Here is an 18,903-nt window from a genome sequence, read left to right on the forward strand (position 1 = left end):
ATCACCCTTTCGGAGCCAGCAGCTTGAGCGCCGCGCGGATCAATTCAGCCTCACCCGCGTCGGGCAGATTGGCCGCCGCCTCCGCCACGGCCGAGGCCGCCTCGGATGGGCCATATCCCAAATTCGACAAGGCCGACAACGCCCCCGCCGAGGCCGCCGCCGATCCCGAAGCCGGCTTTGCGGTCCTTTTCGGCACTGGCTGCGGCTCGACTGTCTCAACAACTTCCAACGCTGGGCCGTCCATCGCCTCGGTCACGGTGCCGCCCATCGCCATAACGCCCGGCGCCTTGTCCTTGAGGTCCAGCACGATGCGTTGAGCAGTCTTCGGGCCCACACCCTTCGCGGCCTTCACCGCGCCCCAATCGCCCAGAGCAATTGCGCGGCTTACACCATCCGACCCCAACGCGCTGAGAATGGCCAGCGAGACCTTGGCCCCAACGCCCTGAACCGAACACAGTAGGCGATGCCATTCCTTCTCAATCAGTGAGAGGAATCCGTAAAGCTGCATCAAGTCTTCACGCACGACCATATCGGTGTAGATCGAGACCGCCTCACCCACACCCGGCAAGGCAGCCATGGTCCTGTCCGAGCAGTAGACGATGTAGCCCACGCCCCGCACGTCAATCAGGATGTGGTCTGCGGCGCGATAGTCCAGACGCCCTGTCAGTTTACCGATCATGCCCTCACCTCTTTCACACGCGGCTGTTGTGTCTTGCCGTAATACGCATGACAGATAGCGATCGCCAATGCATCCGCCGCATCCGCGCCCTTGGGCAAACACCCTGGCAGCTGCAGCTTGACCATGTGCAGGACCTGCTCTTTCTCGGCATGCCCAACGCCAACGACGGTTTTCTTGACCCGGTTCGGAGCGTATTCCCCCACAGGCAGCCCGGCCTGCGCCAGCGTTAGCAAGGCCACGCCACGCGCCTGACCGAGTTTGAGCGTCCCGGCACCGTCTTTGTTGACGAAAGTTTGCTCGATCGCAGCTTGGTCGGGCCTAAATTCGGCGATGACCTCGACAATCTGATTGTGCAGAGACAGCAGCCGCTCGCCCAGATCATCCCCGTCAGATTTGCACAAACCGTTCGAAACGTGGCTCAACCGGCTGCCATTTGATTCGATGACGCCCCATCCTAGGGTCCTAAGCCCCGGATCAATGCCCAGAATTCGCATGCTTCGCCTCAGCCCGCTCGGGTTTTGTGATCTTTTTTCAACGGATAGCACGAAGCGTGAACACTTTCCAAGCGAATTGACCCTAAGTCTGAAAACGACACCACCATCCTGCGCGCGACACAAAGGACGGTTTGCGACTTCGAAAAGTCTGAAATCGACACTTTTATGAACCCGTTTTAATCATGTTTTTAAGGTGCTTACAGATTCAGCAAGCGTTGCAAAAACTGCATAGGACACATGCAAAAAATGCTATTGCGCGGGCAATTCTTCGACACTAGATGCCGCTCAGATCGCAAGATCAAATGTTCACACAAACCAGAAGGAAACAGGATATGGCTGCACTGGACTCGACCCGCATCGCCACCACTGGCTCATTCGGCCTCGTTGGCCGTATCGGCGCATTTTTCACATCGGTTGCAAATGCCGCCGTCGATTGGAATGACGCCCGCGTAACACGCAACGTGCTGACCGGTCTGAGCGACCGCGAACTGGATGATATCGGCCTGTGCCGCGGCGACATCGACGTCATCGCCGAAGGCCGCCGGTAAGACGACCCCCTCGCTATACGCCCCTTTCTCCTCCCTGTAGGGGCGCAAAGAAACACCGCGAGCCGAAAGGCCGCGGTGTTTTCTGTTTCAGCTGGTGCTTAGTAGAGAACTTTGTTGAGCTGAACCGAGAGGAACTGTGAAACCGGGTCGATCTGCATGATCCAGGCGCCTGCCTGTTCGACTTGGGTGCCTTCTTTCAGGCTGTCGATGCGGTATTGATATCCTGAGGGACCGAGGCTGGACAAAAGAAACGCCTTGAAGGCAAAAACCGCAAGCAGAGTAAACACCAATACTTTAGCCGGAACCGCTGAGCGAACCCTTTGCGGCTTCATCACCACCAAGCCATCTTTGCGCATCGTTGCGCGATAGCCTTTGCTGAGCTTCGAGTGCTTCTTGTTCAGGCGCTGAACGCGCTGATCAAATTCCAGTTGTTTTCCCGCCATGGCAGCCTCCACAAAACCGCCCCCCATCAAAATGATTAAAAAACGGTAAGCATAGATTGCGACAAAAACGTGGCGCGACTCTAGAAAACTCCTGTAAATGGCCCCGATTTAGCCCTGTTTACTTAAGATTAGCGTCGTCCATTCACCAATCTCACCTCGATGATGCAGATTGAAGCCATTCTGGGAATAAACATTCACCACATCATCGGCCTGTTCGTTCAGGATTCCCGACAGGATTGCATAGCCCTCAGCCCGCAGATTCGCCGAGATTTCCGGCGACAGAGCGACCAGTGGACCCTTCAGGATGTTGGCGAAAATCAGATCATAGGGCGCGTGCGCGTTCAGGTCCGGGTGATCGAAGCCAGCGGCCTCGACACAGTGAACCTGGCCGGACATGCCGTTGGCCTTCAGGTTCGCTTCGGCCACATCAACGGCAACCTGATCAATATCACTGGCGATGATGTCCCCTTCCCAAACACGCGCGGCGGCCATGGCCAGCACGGCAGTCCCACACCCGATATCGGCGACCTTGCTGGCCGAGAACCCTTCTTCCAGCAACTGATCCAGCGCCTTCAGGCAACCCAGAGTGGTTCCGTGGTGCCCGGTGCCAAAGGCCATTGCGGCCTCGATCAACAGGGGGATCCGACCTTCGGGTAGCTTGTCGGCATCGTGGCTGCCATAGACAAAGAAACGACCTGCCTCGACAGGGGCAAGTTCACGGCGCACATGGGCGACCCAATCGGTTTCGGGCAGCTCAGACACCACAAAGGCCTTGGCCTCAAAGGCCGCGGCCAGTACGGCCAGCGCTGTCTCATCGGGGGCTTCGGTGAAATACCCCCCAACCTCCCACAGTCCCGAGCCATCTTCGACTTCAAAAACGCCAACGCCAGTGGGTTCAGGATCCAGACGCTCCATCGCTTCGCCAAGGCCTTCGGCGGGTTTCTTGCCGGTCAGCGTGGTAAGAGCGGTGAATGTGGGCATGGGGGCCTCCTGTCTGGGTCAGGACAGCGCCTAGGGCGTGGGCCCGCCAAGGTCAAGCTCTTGCGCCTATTCGGCGGGTGCCGGCGCGTATTTGGTCAGGATGGTCTCATTTCCCGGCTCGGGATGGCGCGGGATCAACAGAGACAGGGCCAGCGAGATCATCGCCATCGCCGCCGCCAGCGCAAACACTGCGCCGGGTGAGGCCACCCAAAGCAACCCAAGCAGCGCGGGAAGGAACACCGCCGCGATATGGTTGATGGTAAACGCCACAGCGGCCGTCGGTGCGATATCGGCGGGATCGGCGATTTTCTGGAAATAGGTCTTCAAGGCCAAAGCCAACGCGAACAGCACATGGTCGATCACATAGAGTGTCGCCGCCAGAACCACGCCCCACCCAAACCAGTAGATGCCGCCATAGGCTGCGAAAACAATGGCAAGCCCGGCATATTCGAAGATCAATGTCCGGCGCTCGCCAAATTTGGACACCGCTTTGCCGAGCATCGGAGCTGCCGCCATGTTGATCACGAGGTTGATCAGATAAAGGCTGGTGAGTTCGTGGACCTCGAACCCGAATTTCTCGACCATCATGAAGCCCGCGAACACCACAAAGATCTGACGGCGCGCGCCTGCCATGAATTGCAGCGCGTAATACAGCCAGTAGCGTTTGCGCAGGATCAGCTTTTTGGTCTGCGGCGTCGGCGCGTCGAATTGCGGATAGGCTAGCAGACAAAACAGAGCCAGCAGCGCCGTTGCACCGCCCGCCATCATGAAGACGAAGTTATAGGACAGGTCGAACCGGTCCCACGTCAGGACGATCAGCCCATAGATCACTGCCGTAGCCGCCGAGCCCATTGCCACAAGCCATCCCAGAATCTGCGGCGCGCGGTCCTTCGGCAGCCATTGCAACTGCAGCGACTGATTGACCGTCTCGTAGTAGTGAAATCCGATCGAGCTAAAAAGCGTTACGAATAGCAGCCCACCAAGGCTTGGGAACCATGCAGTCACCGCCGTCGCAACACCCAGCATCATCAGCGAGATCATGGCCAGCACCTGTTCCCGTACAAAGATGATCACAGCGATCACACCTACGGCCAGAAAACCCGGTATTTCTCGCACCGTGTGCAGCAAGCCGATATCTGCGCCATCGAAATTCGCCACTTCGATGACGAAGTTGTTCAACAGCGCGCTCCACCCATTGAACGCAATGGGCATGGTCAGCGCCATCATGAACAGCAACGTGATCGGGCGCCGCCAGAACGGCAAGCTTTGCGCCTCGGAAAGTGGCATGGGTTTCAACATGCGACTCCCTCTACGCCGATTTTTGCGCTTTGGCGAGAGGAGAGATCCCAGCGCACATTCGCTCTGCGCCTGTGCAGAGGTCAGTAAAAGTTCTGCGGGTCGATATCGACGGTCAGGCGGATATGCCCTTTCAGGCGCAGCGGCGCGATCCAGCGGGCGATGGCGTCCTGAATGGGCGCGCCCTTGGGGGCCTTGACCAAAAGGCGTACGCGATGCCTGCCCCGGATGCGGGCAATCGGCGCAGGGGCCGGACCAAAGACCTGACCTCCAATCTCACGCAACGGCGCATCATTACGCGCCATCGCGTTACCGATGTCAAAGACCGGAGCGACCTCGGGCCCGGACAGCACGATCCCCGCCATGCGCCCATAAGGCGGCACACCAGCGGCTTGGCGACCGGCAGCTTCGGCCTTCCAGAAGCCTTCCTCATCACCCGACAGAATGGCGCGGATGACCGGATGCTCGGGCTGAAACGTCTGTAGCAGCGCCTGCCCCGGCTTGTCTGCGCGCCCCGCACGTCCGGCCACCTGTCGCATCAGTTGAAACGTCCGCTCAGCCGCGCGCAAATCTGCGCCGTGTAGGCTGAGATCGGCATCAATAACTCCCACCAGCGTCAGCTTGGGAAAGTTATGCCCCTTCGCCACCAGCTGCGTGCCGATGACGATATCTGCATCCCCTTTGGCAATTTCTTCGATCTTGGCCTTCAACGCGCGGGCCGAGCCGAACAGGTCAGAACTGAGCATCGCAATCTTGGCCTCGGGGAACGTCGCCTCGGCCTCTTCCGCCAGCCGTTCGATCCCTGGCCCGACCGGGGCCAGTTTCCCTTCGACCCCGCAAGAGGGGCATGCCTCGGGCATCGGCTTGGTCTCGCCGCATTGATGGCACATCAGGCGCTTGAGGAACCGGTGCTCCACCATCCGCGCGTCGCAGTGATCGCAGGCGATCTGCTCCCCACAGGCTCGGCACAAAGTAACCGGTGCATAGCCCCGGCGGTTGATGAACAGCAGTGATTGTTCACCCTTTTCGATCCGTTGCTGGACCGCCTGCCGCAAGGACGGAGAAATCCACGTCCCTGGCTGCATCTGCTCGGCGCGCATGTCGATGGGCTTCATCTCGGGCAGAACCGCCGCCCCGAAGCGTGAGGTCAGGTCCAGCCGCTCATATTTGCCCGCCTCGGCATTGGCCCAGCTTTCCAACGAGGGCGTCGCGCTGGCCAGAATCACCCGCCCGCCGCAAATGGCCGAGCGCAGAACCGCCATGTCCCGCGCGCTGTAATGCACGCCGTCTTCCTGTTTATATGAGGTGTCGTGTTCCTCATCGACCACAACCAGACCCAAATCACGGAATGGCAGGAAAAGGGCCGAGCGCGCGCCCACAACAAGTTGCGCATCGCCCTGCCCGACCATCCGCCAAACCCGGCGACGTTCGGTCATCGTGGCCCCTGAATGCCACTCGGCTGGGCGGGCACCGAACCGGGCCTCGACACGGGTCAGGAATTCGGCCGTCAGCGCAATCTCGGGCAGCAGAACCAGCGCCTGTCGCCCCATGCGCAATGCTTCGGCGACAGCCTCCAGATAGACCTCAGTTTTGCCCGAACCCGTCACACCTTTTAGCAGCGTTGTGCCATAGTTGCCGGTCCGCTGGCCCGCCTGCAGACGCGCCACGGCTGTCGCCTGGTCCTCGGTCAGGTCTTTGCCGGGCAACTCGGGGTCGAGATGAGGATAGGGCAAATCGCGTGGACTATCCTCTTCCCGAACAGCGCCCAGTTTCACCAACCCTTTGACGACAGAGGTGGTTACCCCGGCCTGCTCGGCCAGTTCCTTTAAGGTAAAGGCCAGCCCGCCATATTCTTTCAACACCTCAAGCACCCGGGTGCGGGCATCGGTCATCCGATCCGGTTCAGATGCACCCAACCGGTAGACCTTACGCATCGAGGGCGGATCCCCCAAGCCCGGCGCGCGGGTTGCAAGGCGCAGCATCGCAGGCATCGGTGTCAGCGTGTAGTCCGCCACTTTCCCCAGAAACACCCGCATCTCTTCGCGCATGGGTGCAACTTCAAGTACCCGGATCACGGACCGCGCCTTGGCCAGATCGAACCCGCCCTGCCCCGGCCCCCAAACCACGCCCAGCACCTTGCGCGGCCCCAATGGCACCTCGACAAACGCACCCAGAAAGCACCCGCCCTCGGGCGCTTTGTAGTCCAACGTCCGGTCCAGAGGCTGCGTGGTCAACACCGCAACCAGCTCTCCTTCGTCGAAAAATCCGTTAGCGCTCACAGCATATCCTATGCAGGGGGTTCCAGCAGGGGTCTCTTTGAGGTAAAGCCATCCGCGACCAAGGCCAACCCATCAAAGGACTGCCCGCATGAAATTCTTCGTAGACACTGCCGAGATCGACGCCATTGCCGAACTGAACGACCTAGGCATGGTGGACGGCGTCACCACCAACCCTTCGCTGATCCTGAAGTCAGGTCGCGACATTCTTGAAGTCACCAAAGAGATCTGTGATCTGGTCGACGGCCCCGTGTCCGCCGAAGTTGTCGCCACCGAGGCCGACGACATGATCGCCGAAGGCCGCAAGCTGGCCCAGATCGCGCCGAACATCGCGGTCAAAGTCCCACTGACATGGGCCGGTCTGAAAACCTGCAAAACCCTGTCTGACGAAGGCCAGATGGTCAACGTGACCCTGTGCTTCTCGGCCAATCAGGCGCTTTTGGCCGCCAAAGCGGGCGCAACCTTCATCTCGCCCTTCATCGGCCGTCTCGACGACATCAACCTCGACGGCATGGATCTGATCGCCGATATCCGCCAGATCTACGACAACTACGGGTTCGAGACCGAAATCCTCGCCGCCTCGATCCGCACCGTGAACCACGTGACCGACAGCGCGCGCATTGGTGCCGACGTGATCACCGCACCGCCTGCCGTCATCAAGAAACTGGCCGACCACCCGCTGACCGACAAAGGTCTGGAAACCTTCCTGGCAGACTGGGCCAAAACTGGTCAGAAAATCCTCTGACCCTTTGCACGACCGCGCGGTGCCGACAGGCACCGCGCCCGGCCCAACTGTGCGGGGCTGATCTCAGATCAGCGCTAAACAGGCGGGAGCACTCCGGACACAGCGCAAAACGAAATCCACCCAGACGTGCATTTTTCCCAAGGTAATTCCGGTTGGCCGTGCTATAAGCCGCCAAAACAAAAAACGACCGGACGGGACATGAGCAGCAACCCAAAACTCGAGGACAACCTCAGAGCCGCGATTCTGGCCAAGCCTGATGCTTTGCTGGATGACAAAGATCTGATGCAGGCACTGGTGGACGCCAATGAACAGGCCCGAGGCGACAACGTCATCGACCTACGCGGCATCGCCATGCAACGGCTTGAGGCCAGACTGGACCGCTTGGAAGACACGCACCGGTCCGTCATAGCCGCAGCCTATGAAAACCTGGCCGGGACCAATCAGGTCCACCGCGCCATTCTGCGTCTTCTGGAACCGGTTGAGTTCGAAGACTTCCTGCGCGTCCTCGGCCAGGATGTAGCCGAAATCCTGCGGGTCCAGCGCATCACACTGGTGCTTGAAACCACCGCCCTTATGAACGATCCCGCAATCGACAAGCTGGATGGTACGCTCACGGTTGTCGAACCGGGCTTTGTCGACCAATACCTCACCTATGATCGTGGCGGTCCCGCGCGCGATGTCATCTTGCGCGAAATCCAGAAGCCAAACCAGCGCGTGTTCGGAACTCTTGCCGCTCAACTCAGGTCCGAGGCCTGCCTCAAGCTGGATCTTGGAACCGGTCGCCTGCCCGGTCTGATTGTCATGGGGGCCTCGGACCCTAGGCATTTCACGCCGCAACTTGGAACCGATCTATTGTCGTTCTTTGCTGGCGTGTTCGAACGCTCGATGCGCCACTGGCTGTCGTGAGCCTGATTTCGCCAGCCTGCCGAGATGCGCTCCAACATTGGTTGGAGAGCCTGGGCGCTCTGGCAGGGCGGTCTCAGAACACCCAAAGCGCCTATCGCGGGGATGTGACTGATTTCCTGTCGTTCATGACCCTCCACCATGGGGACCGCCAGGGCATCGCCGCGCTCGAACGCATTTCTGTCTCGGACATGCGCGCTTGGATGGCCGATCAACGCCAAAGCGGTGTGGGCGCGCGCTCTCTGGCCCGAAAGCTGTCAGCCGTCAAAAGTTTCTACCGTTGGCTGGCCGAGCGTGAAGGGTTCGAACCAACAGCCGTCCTATCAACCCGCGCGCCGAAATTCACCAAAAAGCTCCCCCGCCCTCTGGCCGAGGACGCAGCTCGCGCCATGATTGAAACGGTTGAGTTGCAATCCAGCAATGACTGGGTCTCGGCCCGTGACGTGGCTGTTGTCACGCTGCTCTACGGTTGCGGGCTGCGCATCTCCGAGGCGCTGTCTCTGACCGGCGCAGATGCCCCCCTGCCAGCAACCCTGCGCATTACAGGCAAAGGCAACAAGGAAAGGATCGTCCCGGTCCTTCCTGCGGCGCGCGAAGCGGTGGACCACTATCTCCGACTCTGCCCGCACCCGAAATCGGACAGCCTAGCCCTGTTTCGCGGTGTCCGGGGCGGAGCACTGAACCCCCGCGCGATCCAAGAGGTCATGTCGAAGGCCCGCATGCAGCTCGGCCTGCCTGCAACCGCAACACCCCACGCCATGCGGCACAGTTTCGCTACGCATCTGCTCTCAGCCGGTGGGGACTTGCGCGCTATTCAAGAGCTTCTGGGCCACGCCTCGCTCTCCACCACCCAGACCTATACGGCCGTCGATACCGCCCGCCTGATGGAGGTCTATAACCGCGCCCACCCAAAGGCCTGAGGTTCAAAAGCATAGCATCCTCAATGTGCTTGCAACCAAACTGTCTTTTTGCTTTGCATCTGCCTCTCACATCCTTCATGACACGGGCATGACACTTAGATTCAAAGCGCTTGCCGTTCATCTTTTCACTGCAACCGGAGCCGTTTTCGCAATGCTCGCCATGCTGGCGGCCGTGGATGAAAAATGGAGCCTGATGTATCTGTGGCTTGTGGTGTCCTTCATCGTCGACGGCATCGACGGCCCCTTGGCCCGCCATTATCACGTAAAGAAAAATGCGCCCGAGTTTGATGGTGTCCTGTTGGATCTCATCATCGACTACCTGACCTATGTGTTCATACCGGCCTATGCACTGTTTAAATCCGGCTTGATGGATGGCTGGACAGGATGGTTTGCGATCATCGTCATCACATTCGCCAGCGCCATGTACTTTGCCGACACGCGGATGAAGACCAAAGACAACTCGTTCTCCGGCTTTCCCGGATGCTGGAACATGTTTGTCATCGTGGTCTTCGCACTCGAGCCAAACTTCTGGGTCAGCCTCGTTCTGGTAACCCTTTTGGCTATAGCCATGTTCCTGCCCTTGAAATTCGTTCACCCCGTCCGCACCGAGCGCTGGCGCAGCGTGACCCTGCCCATGGCACTGGCCTGGACCTTCTTTGCCGGTTGGGCGGCCTGGGTAGATTTCCACCCGGAAAGCTGGGCGCATTGGGGGCTAGTTGTGACTAGCCTGTATCTGGTCTTCGCAGGCATTGCGCAGCAGATCATTCCGCAACGCAAAAGCGCCGATTACAAAACGTCCTGAACCTCAAACTCGGTCCCGTTATGGGTGAAGACATCGCCTGCCTGCAGGCCAATCATGGCGAGATAAATTGGGCTCTGGGTTGAGATACCCATATAGGTCTTGCCGTCCACGTCGAACCGAGTGGTCGAGACGCAGACAACAAACCGGCGATTGTTGAACTTGATGACCGCGCCGGGCTGAACCGTATCAGTGATACCGAAATTAGTGTTCTCGATCACGTCGATCTTGGCATGATGCGCGTGTACCGGCGCGTCGAACGCCGCAGCAAGGTCCGCATTCTCGCGCGAGGCGGCGATATCGTCCTTGTCATGCCCTTCTCGGTCATCCAGTTGGGCATCTTTCAAAAAGGCGTCGTAATGCGCCTGGGCCGTGGCCAGTTCCTGCGCCTCTAGCGACATCAGTCGGTCAACGATGGCTTTCTTTTCTGCGGCGCGTTCTGCTTGTTCGGTCATTCAATGGGATCCTTCGAACTCTCCTTTTGAAACAAGGTGAGGCTCGAGACGTTGGAATGCAACAGGTTTTCACCGATCAGATCAACAGACCCGCCGCCTTTTCGTGCAGCAAAAGGGCCACTTTGGTCTCAACTCCACCATCGCCCGAGAACCCGCCCAACCCATTGGCCGCCAGCACACGATGGCACGGTATGATGACAGGGATCGGGTTCGCCCCACAGGCCTGCCCCACAGGCTGAGGCGGCTGCCCCAGCTCCTTGGCGATATCCCCATAGGTACGGGTTTCGCCGAGCGGAATCGCGTACATCAAATCACAGACCTGACGCTGAAACGCGGACCCTAAAACATGATAAGGCAGATCGAACCGCTCAAGCCGCCCGTCATCATAGGCCGTCAGCTGCGCCGCCGCTTCACGCAACAACGGCGTCTCGGGCCCGTCGCTCACACCGTCCCAGACAAGACGCGTAATCGCCCCGTCCTGTTCCTCAACCCCAAGACACCCGAACTGGGTCTGTACTGCAATCATCGGCATGACCGAAGGCTGCCAGTCTTTGCAGGCAAAGCGCAACCCATAACGCGCCACGCCCGCCTCTTCTTCTGTTCAAAAATACCTCGGAGCGCGAGGCAGAGCCTCGCAAAAGACTCCGCTCACCGCACTCAAGAAGTGCTTCAGTTCAGCGCGTCATCGCAGCGTCCACAGACGCCTGCATGCCTATGCCGTCCCACGTCGGGCAGAATCTTCCAGCACCGCTGGCATTTGTCGCCTTCCGCCTTCTCAAAAACCACACCAACGCCCTCAATCTCGGGCACGCGGAAGGCTTCGGCCGGGGCCGGATTCTTGGAGATCGTCAAGCCCGAGGTGATGCACAGATCGTCCACATCAAAAGTCGCCAACAGCGCAACAGTTTCCTGATCTTCGACATGCACGATCGGAGCCGCCTCAAGGCTGGATCCGATCACCTTGTCCTGACGCTGAACCTCTAGCGCGGCAGTCACGGCGCGGCGAACACGGCGGACCTTAGCAACGGCCTCTTCCAACTCGGCATCACGCCAATCCACCGGTGTCTCCGGGAAATCCACCAGATGGACCGAGCTGTCGTCGCCGGGGAACCGCTCCAACCAAACCTCTTCCATGGTGAAGACCAGAACTGGTGCCAACCATGTGGTCAGACGGTGGAACAGGATATCCAGCACGGTACGGGCCGCGCGGCGGCGCAGGCTGTCGCCATCGCAATACAGCGCGTCCTTGCGGACGTCGAAGTAGAAGGACGACAAATCAACCGTGGCAAAGGTGAAGACCGCGCTGAACACGCCCTGGAAATCGAATTCTGCATAACCTTTTCGGACCTGCTCATCCAGATCGGCCAGACGGCTGAGGACCCAGCGTTCCAGACGCGGCATATCCTCGGGCGCGACGCGGTCGGCCTCGGTGAAGTCGGCCAATGATCCCAGCATGAACCGCATCGTGTTGCGCAGACGGCGATAGCTGTCGGCGGTGCCTTTCAGGATTTCCGGCCCGATCCGCTGGTCGGCGGTATAGTCGGTCTGAGCCACCCACAGACGCAGGATATCGGCGCCATATTGCTTGACGACCTCCTCCGGCACGATGGTGTTGCCCAGCGATTTGGACATCTTGTTGCCCTTGGCATCCAGCGTGAAACCATGGGTCACCACGTTGCGGTAGGGCGCACGGCCTTTGGTGCCGCAGGCCTGCAGCATCGACGAATGGAACCAACCGCGGTGCTGGTCGGTGCCTTCCATGTAGACATCGGCGATGCCATCTTCGGTGCCGTCCTCACGGTCGCGCAGAACGAAGGCATGGGTGGACCCAGAGTCGAACCACACGTCCAACACGTCGAAGACCTGATCGTAGTCATCCGGATTGGCGATGCCGTCAAGGATCTTCTCTTTGAACCCGTCAGTGTACCAGATATCTGCGCCGTCTTTCTCGAACGCGGCCTTGATGCGCGCGTTCAGGTCTGCGTTGCGCAGCAGGTAATCCGAGTCGGTAGGCAGAGCGCCTTTCTTGGTAAAGCAGGTCAGCGGTACACCCCAGGCGCGCTGACGTGACAGAACCCAATCCGGGCGCGCTTCGATCATGGAATACAGGCGGTTACGACCGGTCTGCGGCGTCCATTTCACCAGTTCATCAATCGATCTCAGGGCGCGTTCGCGGATGGTATCACCCATCTCGCCCATGCCGTCCTCCAGCTTACGATCCACCGAGGCAAACCACTGCGGCGTGTTACGATAGATGATCGGAGCCTTCGAGCGCCACGAATGCGGATAGCTGTGCTTGATTTTGCTACGCGCCAGCAGCCCGCCGACCTCGACCAGCTTGTCGATGACCGCCTTATTTGCATCACCTTCGCCGCCTTTGCGGGACAGGATATACTTGCCGCCAAAGAACGGCAGATCGGCGCGGAACGAGCCATCGTCCATCACGTTATAGGTGATGACCTGTTCCAGCATGCCCAGATCGCGGTACAGCTCGAATTCCTCCATCCCGTGCGAGGGCGCACAGTGGACAAAGCCGGTGCCTTCGGTATCGGTCACGAACTCAGCGGCGCGGAAGTCGCGGATGTCGTCCCATTCGCCATTGCCGCCCTCGGCCCCGGCCAGCGGGTGCTTGAGATTGAGTTTTGCCAGCTCATCTGCGGAGACCCCTCTCACACGGGACCACTGGTCGTCGTTCAGACGCGCGCGGCCCAGTACGTCGGCGGCCAGATTGTCGGCCAGCAGGAACTTGTCACCCACAGCGGCCCAGCATTCCTCGGGCGCGCCGGTGACTTCGTAGAGGCCGTAAGAGATGTCCTTGCCATACACCACGGCTTTGTTCGACGGCATGGTCCACGGGGTCGTGGTCCAGATCACCACTTGCGCGCCAACCAAGTCGGTAGAGATCGCAACTTCTGCGGCTTTGTCGGCAAGCGCTTCAGAGGAGATTTCGGAAGTGAAGCCAGCAACCGCTTGCGGGACAACCTTGAACTTCACCCAGATCGTGAAGCTTTCCTTGTCGTGATACTCAACCTCGGCCTCGGCCAGAGCGGTTTTTTCGATGGGCGACCACATAACCGGCTTAGAACCCTGATAGAGCGTGCCGTTCATCAGGAACTTCATAAACTCGTCGGCGATCACCGCCTCGGCATGATAGTCCATCGTGATGTACGGATCGGGCCAGTTGCCAGTGATACCCAGGCGCTTGAACTCTTCGCGCTGGATGTCGATCCAGCCTTCTGCGAACTTGCGGCACTCCTGACGGAAGTCGACGATGTTCACCTCGTCCTTGTTCTTGCCCTTCTTGCGGTACTGTTCCTCGATCTTCCACTCGATGGGCAGACCGTGGCAGTCCCAACCGGGCACATAGCGCGCGTCGAAACCCATCATCTGATGCGATCGCACGATCATGTCCTTGATCGTCTTGTTCAGCGCGTGGCCGATATGCAGGTGACCGTTCGCGTAGGGTGGGCCGTCATGCAGGGTGAAAGGCTTACGGCCTTCTTTCTCGCGCAGGCGGTCGTAGACGCCGATCTTTTCCCAACGCTCCAGCCATGCGGGTTCGCGCTTGGGCAATCCGGCGCGCATGGGGAATTCAGTCTTGGGCAGGTTCAGCGTGTCTTTGTAGTCAGGTGTCTGGATCGTGTCGGCGCACATTTGGGGCGTCCTTTGGATGATCTGGTCGTACTAGGATCGAAGCGGTCGGTGCGAAGTCTCAAACACCTTTGCCCGGCGTCTCAGAGGGTCAGAGCGCCGGGGATATAATTCGAATAATGATGGCCATCCGGTCATACATGGGGGCGCTTATAAGCCGCCCATGCCAGATGGTCCAGAGGCTCCGCCCCATGCGACGAATGGCGCTACATCATCGGGCTAAGGGTGAAACAACGACCCCACGAAATAGGCAATCATGGCCGCCGCGCCACCGATTGCAAACGTCTCAAGCCCCGAGCGCCACCACGGGGTCAGCGACCATCGGCTTTTCAGCGCTCCGATGGCGAAAAACACCCCCATGGTCATACAGACAGAGACAGTGAAAGCGTTGTCCAGAGCCAGCAAAAACGGCAGTAAAGGAACCATCCCGGCCACCAGAAAGGCCAGAAACGTGGCCATCGCAGCCTTCACGGGATGCGGATCGACGCTGCCAAGCCCGTATTCGCCCTCAATCATCAGGTTGATCCAGTTTTCGCGGTCCGCGGTGATAGCCTCTGTCGCATCCTCCAGCACCTGCCCGGACAAACCTTTCTGCGCAAGGATCTCGCGCACCTCATCGCGTTCGCCATCTGGGTAGAGCGCGATATGACGCTGTTCGATGGCTCGAATGCGTTTAATATTGTCCAGTTCGGCCTTGGTGCCTGAATAGTTGCCGACTGCCATTGAAAACCCGTCGGCCAACACATTTGCCAAGCCCAGAGCGACAATTACGAACGAGGACAACCCGGCACCTGCAACACCAGCAACGATCGCGAATGTGGTGACCGACCCGTCGATGCCTCCGTACACGATGTCACGCAAAACGCCCCGCCCGGGCGGGTCGCTAATTCTCTGTTCGATTTCCTGCTGGCTGTGACCGTGATCTGTCATGGCTCGCTTTCTGTCACATTCACTGTGACGAATGGCGTGCCATACCGCTTTGCGTCAGATCAAGTCTTACTGAACAGCCCCTGCAACGCCCTTTTGATCATCGTTCGGACCGACGGCTTGTGACGATCCGAGAAAGGCAAAGGTCGACACACCTCCATCGCGGCCACTCCGACTCGGGCGCTGAGGGCACCGTTCACCAATCCTTCGCCAAAGCGTCGCGACAGTTTACTGAGGACCGATCCACCCAGAACAGGCTCCAGCAGATCGTCGCCGACGGCCACCGCACCGGTCGCCACGAGATGCACGAAAACGGCGCGCGTCAGGCGCCAGCTTCCCAGAAACCCGGCCCGCCCACCATAAATCTCGGCCACCCGCCGGATCATTCGCAACGAGGCCGCAAGGGCCGTGACCACATCCGCAAGGGCCAGGGGCACCAAGGCCGTGACCGTGGCCACCTGCCGGGCTGCTGCCTCAACCTCGCGACTGGCGGCGGCGTCCAAGGGGGCCAGCAGTTCATCCTCGGCCAAAGCCAGCAGGCCAGAGGCGTCGAATTGTTCTGACATACGTTCGGACAGCCGATCACGGCCCCATTTGGTCTCATCCCGGCCCTTGTAGAATGCAATCAAGCGGGTTGTGACCGCCCGCGCTTTGGTCAGATCGGCATCCGCCAAGGCCTCATCCGCTGCGCGGCGCAATCCGTCAACGCGGGACAGGCGGCCAATTGCAGCCAGTTCCCGGACGGCGATGATCAGCGCAACAAGGACCAAAGCTCCGATCAAACCGGTGACAACCCAGCCCAGAATGGGCGCGCGTGCAATCAGCGAGGTCGCGAAATCCCATGCGGCGACCGAAATAGCAGCCCCGAGTACCGCCAGCGCCAACCCCCAGAACCAACGCGCCAAGGCCGAGGGTTTGCGGGCGGCAAATCGCGCCGCGCTTTGCATGGCCTGCCCTTGAGGTACCGCCAGATCGGGCACCGGAGGGGCCTTGGCCACGTCAGCGGCGGGTTCGTCTGCTTCGAGATCGATCAGAACCGGGCCTTTAGCCATTCGCTGCCCCTTCACTACGCCAGACATATTTGATGTCAGGCAGGTTTTCATCGTTGTCCGCCCCGTCGCTTCGGGCGACCTCGGCAAAGCCGTTGCGTTCATAGAACCTGCACGCGCCGGTGTTGGCCTGAAATGCAAACAGCGTCAGCCGCGAGTGCTGCGCCTTCGCATGATCGAGCAACCGCTTGCCGATCCCCTGCCCGCGCGCAGCAGGCGTTAAATACAGTGAATGTACATCCGTTCCGTTCAGGGCCAAAAATCCAACCACTGAGTCCGAAACCTCGGCAACGGTAACCCAGCTTTGATCAATCATACGGCCGCAAAATGCGATGGTTTCGGCGCCGCTGTGGAGATCGGGCATCCAGTCATTCTCGCGCGAAAACCCGTGCAGGATCTCTCCGGTTGCACCGGCATCGGTGCTGCGGGCGGGGCGGATGGTAACGGTCACAGCCGGTCTCCGATCAGAAACTGCGCGGCCCTGTCCAGCCGGATATGCGGCGGACCGTCGCCCGCGCGCAGCGTCAACTGGGCCGGAGCGAAGGACATGAAACCATAGTCATCGCCAAGCCACGCCTCGGCCCCGTTCCGGGCCGGGCCGAGCAGATGGGATGGATCATCCGGCAGCTCTCCGGGGTAGAAGGCGGCTTGTTTGCCACTGTCCAGCAAGGTGCCCCGAACGCAGGGCAGCTCGGTTCCGTTATGGCTGCGCATCTCTTCCGTCGTCGCGCGCAGAGAGGCCAGCGACAGGGCCGCCGTTTCAGCGCCAGCGAAGCTCGCCCGATCCCGCGCCTCACGGGTCAGTGCCTCCATGATCGCGGTCAGGCGGGGGTGTTGTGTGTGGTGCAGGTGGTCGGCTTTGGTGGCCGCAAACAGAATGCGTTCAACCCGTTTGCCCAGCAACAACTGGCTGAGCCACGCGTTGCGCCCCGGACGGAAGGCCGAGAGGATATCGCCCATGGCGCGGCGCATATCCTCGACCGCTTGCGGGCCTTTGTGGATTGCGCCCAACGCATCGACCAGCACAACCTGACGGTCGATGCGCGAGAAATGATCGCGGAAGAAGGGCTTCACCACTTGGGATTTATAAGCCTCGTAGCGCCGCTCCATCTCGCGCTGCAGGGTGCGGCGGCGCGAGGGGTCGGAGACTGGCAAAGGCGCAAAGGTCAGAACCGGAGAGCCTGCCAGATCGCCAGGCAACAAAAAACGACCCGGCGTGCAGTCGTAGAAACCAGCGTCCCGCGCGGTGTTCAGATAGGCCGTGAAGGCAGCGGCCAGAGCCTGTGCGGTCGGCTCATCATGCTCCGCAGTCAGATCGGCTCCACGGGCCTGCGCCAGAAACTCGGCCGCTTCGGGGCGGTTTTCGATGCGCGACAGCACCTCCTGCGACCAGTCGGCATAGGATTTGTCCAGCAACGCAAGGTCCAGAAGCCACTCGCCGGGATAGTCCACGATGTCCAGATGTACGGTGCGCGGTCCCTGAAGCCCTGCCAGCAACCCGGCAGGTCGCGCCTTGAAGGACAGGCGCAGCTCGGACACCGCGCGGGTGCTTTCGGGCCAGTGCGGTTGTGGGCCAGTCAGGTCAGAGAGGTGGGATTCGTAGTCGAACCGAGGGACCGTGTCGTCCGGTTGCGGTTGCAGGTAGGCCGCGCTGATGCGCCCCTCTTGCTGCGCGACCAGGCCGCTCATGCGGCCCCGGTCCAGCAGGTTTGCCACCAGTGACGTGATGAAAACCGTCTTGCCGGAGCGCGCCAGACCGGTGACGCCCAGACGGATGACCGGCTCGAAAAACGTCTCGGACACGCTGTCGCCGATGGATTCGACGCTGCGCACAAGACTGTCTGCCAGGGATGAGATGACCAAATTGTCGCCCCGCAATAATCGTTTCGCCCAAGATAGGTAGCCGCTGCCGGACATGCCAGCGCTTTCGCCCCCTTGCCCGTTTGCGCGTCGCGCGCTACCAGCGGCCCATGCCCAGATATGCTTTGAAAGTCGAATACCAAGGGGAACCGTTTGCCGGATGGCAACGCCAGAAAGAGCTGCCCTCGGTGCAAGGGGCCATTGAGCACGCCCTGTCCCGCATCCAGCCGGGTGATCACACCATTGCTGCCGCCGGGCGCACCGATGCGGGTGTGCATGCGCTGGGGCAAGTGGCGCATTGCGATCTGGTCAAGGAGTGGGATCCGTTCCGTCTGTCCGAGGCGTTGAACTATCACCTTAAGCCGCAGCCGGTGGCGATTGTTCAGGCTGCGCGGGTCGCTGATGACTGGCACGCGCGCTTTACGGCGGTTGAACGTCAATACCTGTTCCGCATCCTGATGCGCCGCGCGCCTGCGACCCATGACAAAGGGCAGGTTTGGCAGATCAATCATCAGCTGGATGTCGAGGCCATGCAGGCGGGTGCGGATATGTTGATCGGGCGGCATGATTTCACCACTTTCCGATCCTCGATCTGTCAGGCGGCCAACCCGGTGAAAACTCTGGATGAGTTGCGGGTGGAGCAGGTGCAGGGTTTCTCCGGCCCCGAGGTGCATTTTCACGTTCGGGCGCGGTCATTCCTGCACAATCAGGTGCGCAGCTTTGTGGGAACGCTTGAACGTGTTGGCGCGGGGTCGTGGTCACCCGAGGATGTGCGCGACGCGCTAGAGGCCGAAGATCGCGCCGCCTGCGGGCCGGTTTGCCCGCCGCAAGGGCTGTATCTGGCACGGGTCGGTTACCCTGATCCGGTTTTCTAGAT

Annotated in this window: 19 protein-coding genes; 6 read left to right on the forward strand and 13 right to left on the reverse strand. The window is 60.2% G+C overall.

Going from position 1 to position 18,903, the window contains the following annotated elements; all coding sequences use genetic code 11:
* Position 1: 1 nt before the first annotated feature.
* Together ruvA and ruvC are read right to left on the reverse strand one after the other, a co-directional pair.
* On the reverse strand, positions 2-679 hold the full coding sequence (gene ruvA, locus ACR0J4_RS05295) for a Holliday junction branch migration protein RuvA (protein ID WP_170640412.1): 678 nt from the start codon (positions 677-679) through the stop codon (positions 2-4).
* Positions 676-1,173 (reverse strand): crossover junction endodeoxyribonuclease RuvC, encoded by a 498-nt coding sequence (gene ruvC / locus ACR0J4_RS05300; protein ID WP_170640414.1) that lies wholly within the window; start codon positions 1,171-1,173, stop codon positions 676-678. Before ruvC ends, ruvA begins: the two co-directional genes overlap by 4 nt.
* Before the next feature lie 332 nt (positions 1,174-1,505).
* Between ruvC and ACR0J4_RS05305 the strand changes: the two genes are divergently transcribed.
* Positions 1,506-1,721, forward strand: coding sequence for a DUF1127 domain-containing protein (locus tag ACR0J4_RS05305; RefSeq protein ID WP_170640416.1), 216 nt, complete (start codon positions 1,506-1,508; stop codon positions 1,719-1,721).
* A 98-nt stretch (positions 1,722-1,819) separates the two neighbouring features.
* Here the strand turns inward: ACR0J4_RS05305 and ACR0J4_RS05310 are convergent, their stop codons facing one another.
* From ACR0J4_RS05310 to ACR0J4_RS05325, 4 genes are all read right to left on the reverse strand, one after another.
* On the reverse strand, positions 1,820-2,191 hold the full coding sequence (locus ACR0J4_RS05310) for a hypothetical protein (protein WP_480668317.1): 372 nt from the start codon (positions 2,189-2,191) through the stop codon (positions 1,820-1,822).
* Positions 2,192-2,272: 81 nt separating this feature from the next.
* Positions 2,273-3,145, reverse strand: a complete 873-nt coding sequence (locus ACR0J4_RS05315) for a 50S ribosomal protein L11 methyltransferase (protein ID WP_170640418.1) — start codon at positions 3,143-3,145, stop codon at positions 2,273-2,275.
* A 66-nt stretch (positions 3,146-3,211) separates the two neighbouring features.
* On the reverse strand, positions 3,212-4,444 hold the full coding sequence (locus ACR0J4_RS05320) for an MFS transporter (protein ID WP_170554719.1): 1,233 nt from the start codon (positions 4,442-4,444) through the stop codon (positions 3,212-3,214).
* A gap of 80 nt (positions 4,445-4,524) precedes the next feature.
* Complete coding sequence (locus ACR0J4_RS05325) at positions 4,525-6,720, reverse strand: primosomal protein N' (RefSeq protein ID WP_170640420.1); 2,196 nt, start codon at positions 6,718-6,720, stop codon at positions 4,525-4,527.
* An 88-nt stretch (positions 6,721-6,808) separates the two neighbouring features.
* On the opposite strand from ACR0J4_RS05325, the gene fsa reads away from it, so the two are divergent.
* From fsa to ACR0J4_RS05345, 4 genes are all read left to right on the forward strand, one after another.
* Positions 6,809-7,462 (forward strand): fructose-6-phosphate aldolase, encoded by a 654-nt coding sequence (gene fsa / locus ACR0J4_RS05330; protein ID WP_170354905.1) that lies wholly within the window; start codon positions 6,809-6,811, stop codon positions 7,460-7,462.
* Between the two features lie 198 nt (positions 7,463-7,660).
* Positions 7,661-8,368: a DUF484 family protein gene (locus tag ACR0J4_RS05335; RefSeq protein WP_170640422.1), complete on the forward strand. Its 708-nt coding sequence runs from the start codon at positions 7,661-7,663 to the stop codon at positions 8,366-8,368.
* A complete protein-coding gene (locus tag ACR0J4_RS05340) occupies positions 8,365-9,285 on the forward strand; it encodes a tyrosine recombinase XerC (protein ID WP_170640424.1) in 921 nt (306 codons plus the stop codon). The genes ACR0J4_RS05335 and ACR0J4_RS05340 overlap by 4 nt, the downstream gene beginning before the upstream one ends.
* Positions 9,286-9,373: 88 nt before the next feature.
* Entirely contained in the window at positions 9,374-10,087 is a 714-nt protein-coding gene (locus ACR0J4_RS05345) for a CDP-alcohol phosphatidyltransferase family protein (protein WP_170462290.1), read from the forward strand.
* On the opposite strand, the gene ACR0J4_RS05350 is transcribed toward ACR0J4_RS05345, so the two are convergent.
* The 7 genes from ACR0J4_RS05350 to ACR0J4_RS05380 all read right to left on the reverse strand — a co-directional run bounded on the left by ACR0J4_RS05350 (position 10,072) and on the right by ACR0J4_RS05380 (position 18,029).
* Positions 10,072-10,539 (reverse strand): hypothetical protein, encoded by a 468-nt coding sequence (locus ACR0J4_RS05350; RefSeq protein WP_170640426.1) that lies wholly within the window; start codon positions 10,537-10,539, stop codon positions 10,072-10,074. The genes ACR0J4_RS05345 and ACR0J4_RS05350 overlap by 16 nt on opposite strands.
* 76 nt (positions 10,540-10,615) lie before the next feature.
* Positions 10,616-11,071 carry a methylated-DNA--[protein]-cysteine S-methyltransferase gene (locus tag ACR0J4_RS05355; protein ID WP_170554793.1) on the reverse strand — a complete coding sequence of 152 codons (456 nt, stop codon included), beginning with the start codon at positions 11,069-11,071 and terminating at the stop codon, positions 10,616-10,618.
* A gap of 137 nt (positions 11,072-11,208) precedes the next feature.
* On the reverse strand, positions 11,209-14,193 hold the full coding sequence (gene ileS / locus ACR0J4_RS05360) for an isoleucine--tRNA ligase (RefSeq protein WP_170640428.1): 2,985 nt from the start codon (positions 14,191-14,193) through the stop codon (positions 11,209-11,211).
* A 216-nt stretch (positions 14,194-14,409) separates the two neighbouring features.
* Positions 14,410-15,120, reverse strand: coding sequence for a VIT1/CCC1 transporter family protein (locus ACR0J4_RS05365; RefSeq protein WP_170639288.1), 711 nt, complete (start codon positions 15,118-15,120; stop codon positions 14,410-14,412).
* Positions 15,121-15,179: 59 nt separating this feature from the next.
* Positions 15,180-16,169 carry a YcjF family protein gene (locus ACR0J4_RS05370; protein WP_170640430.1) on the reverse strand — a complete coding sequence of 330 codons (990 nt, stop codon included), beginning with the start codon at positions 16,167-16,169 and terminating at the stop codon, positions 15,180-15,182.
* Positions 16,162-16,617, reverse strand: coding sequence for a GNAT family N-acetyltransferase (locus tag ACR0J4_RS05375; RefSeq protein ID WP_170640432.1), 456 nt, complete (start codon positions 16,615-16,617; stop codon positions 16,162-16,164). Before ACR0J4_RS05375 ends, ACR0J4_RS05370 begins: the two co-directional genes overlap by 8 nt.
* Positions 16,614-18,029 carry a YcjX family GTP-binding protein gene (locus ACR0J4_RS05380; RefSeq protein WP_170640434.1) on the reverse strand — a complete coding sequence of 472 codons (1,416 nt, stop codon included), beginning with the start codon at positions 18,027-18,029 and terminating at the stop codon, positions 16,614-16,616. Before ACR0J4_RS05380 ends, ACR0J4_RS05375 begins: the two co-directional genes overlap by 4 nt.
* 107 nt (positions 18,030-18,136) lie before the next feature.
* Between ACR0J4_RS05380 and truA the strand changes: the two genes are divergently transcribed.
* Positions 18,137-18,901, forward strand: coding sequence for a tRNA pseudouridine(38-40) synthase TruA (truA, locus tag ACR0J4_RS05385; protein ID WP_170640436.1), 765 nt, complete (start codon positions 18,137-18,139; stop codon positions 18,899-18,901).
* Positions 18,902-18,903 lie beyond the last annotated feature (2 nt).

Source organism: Ruegeria sp. B10 (assembly GCF_056539825.1).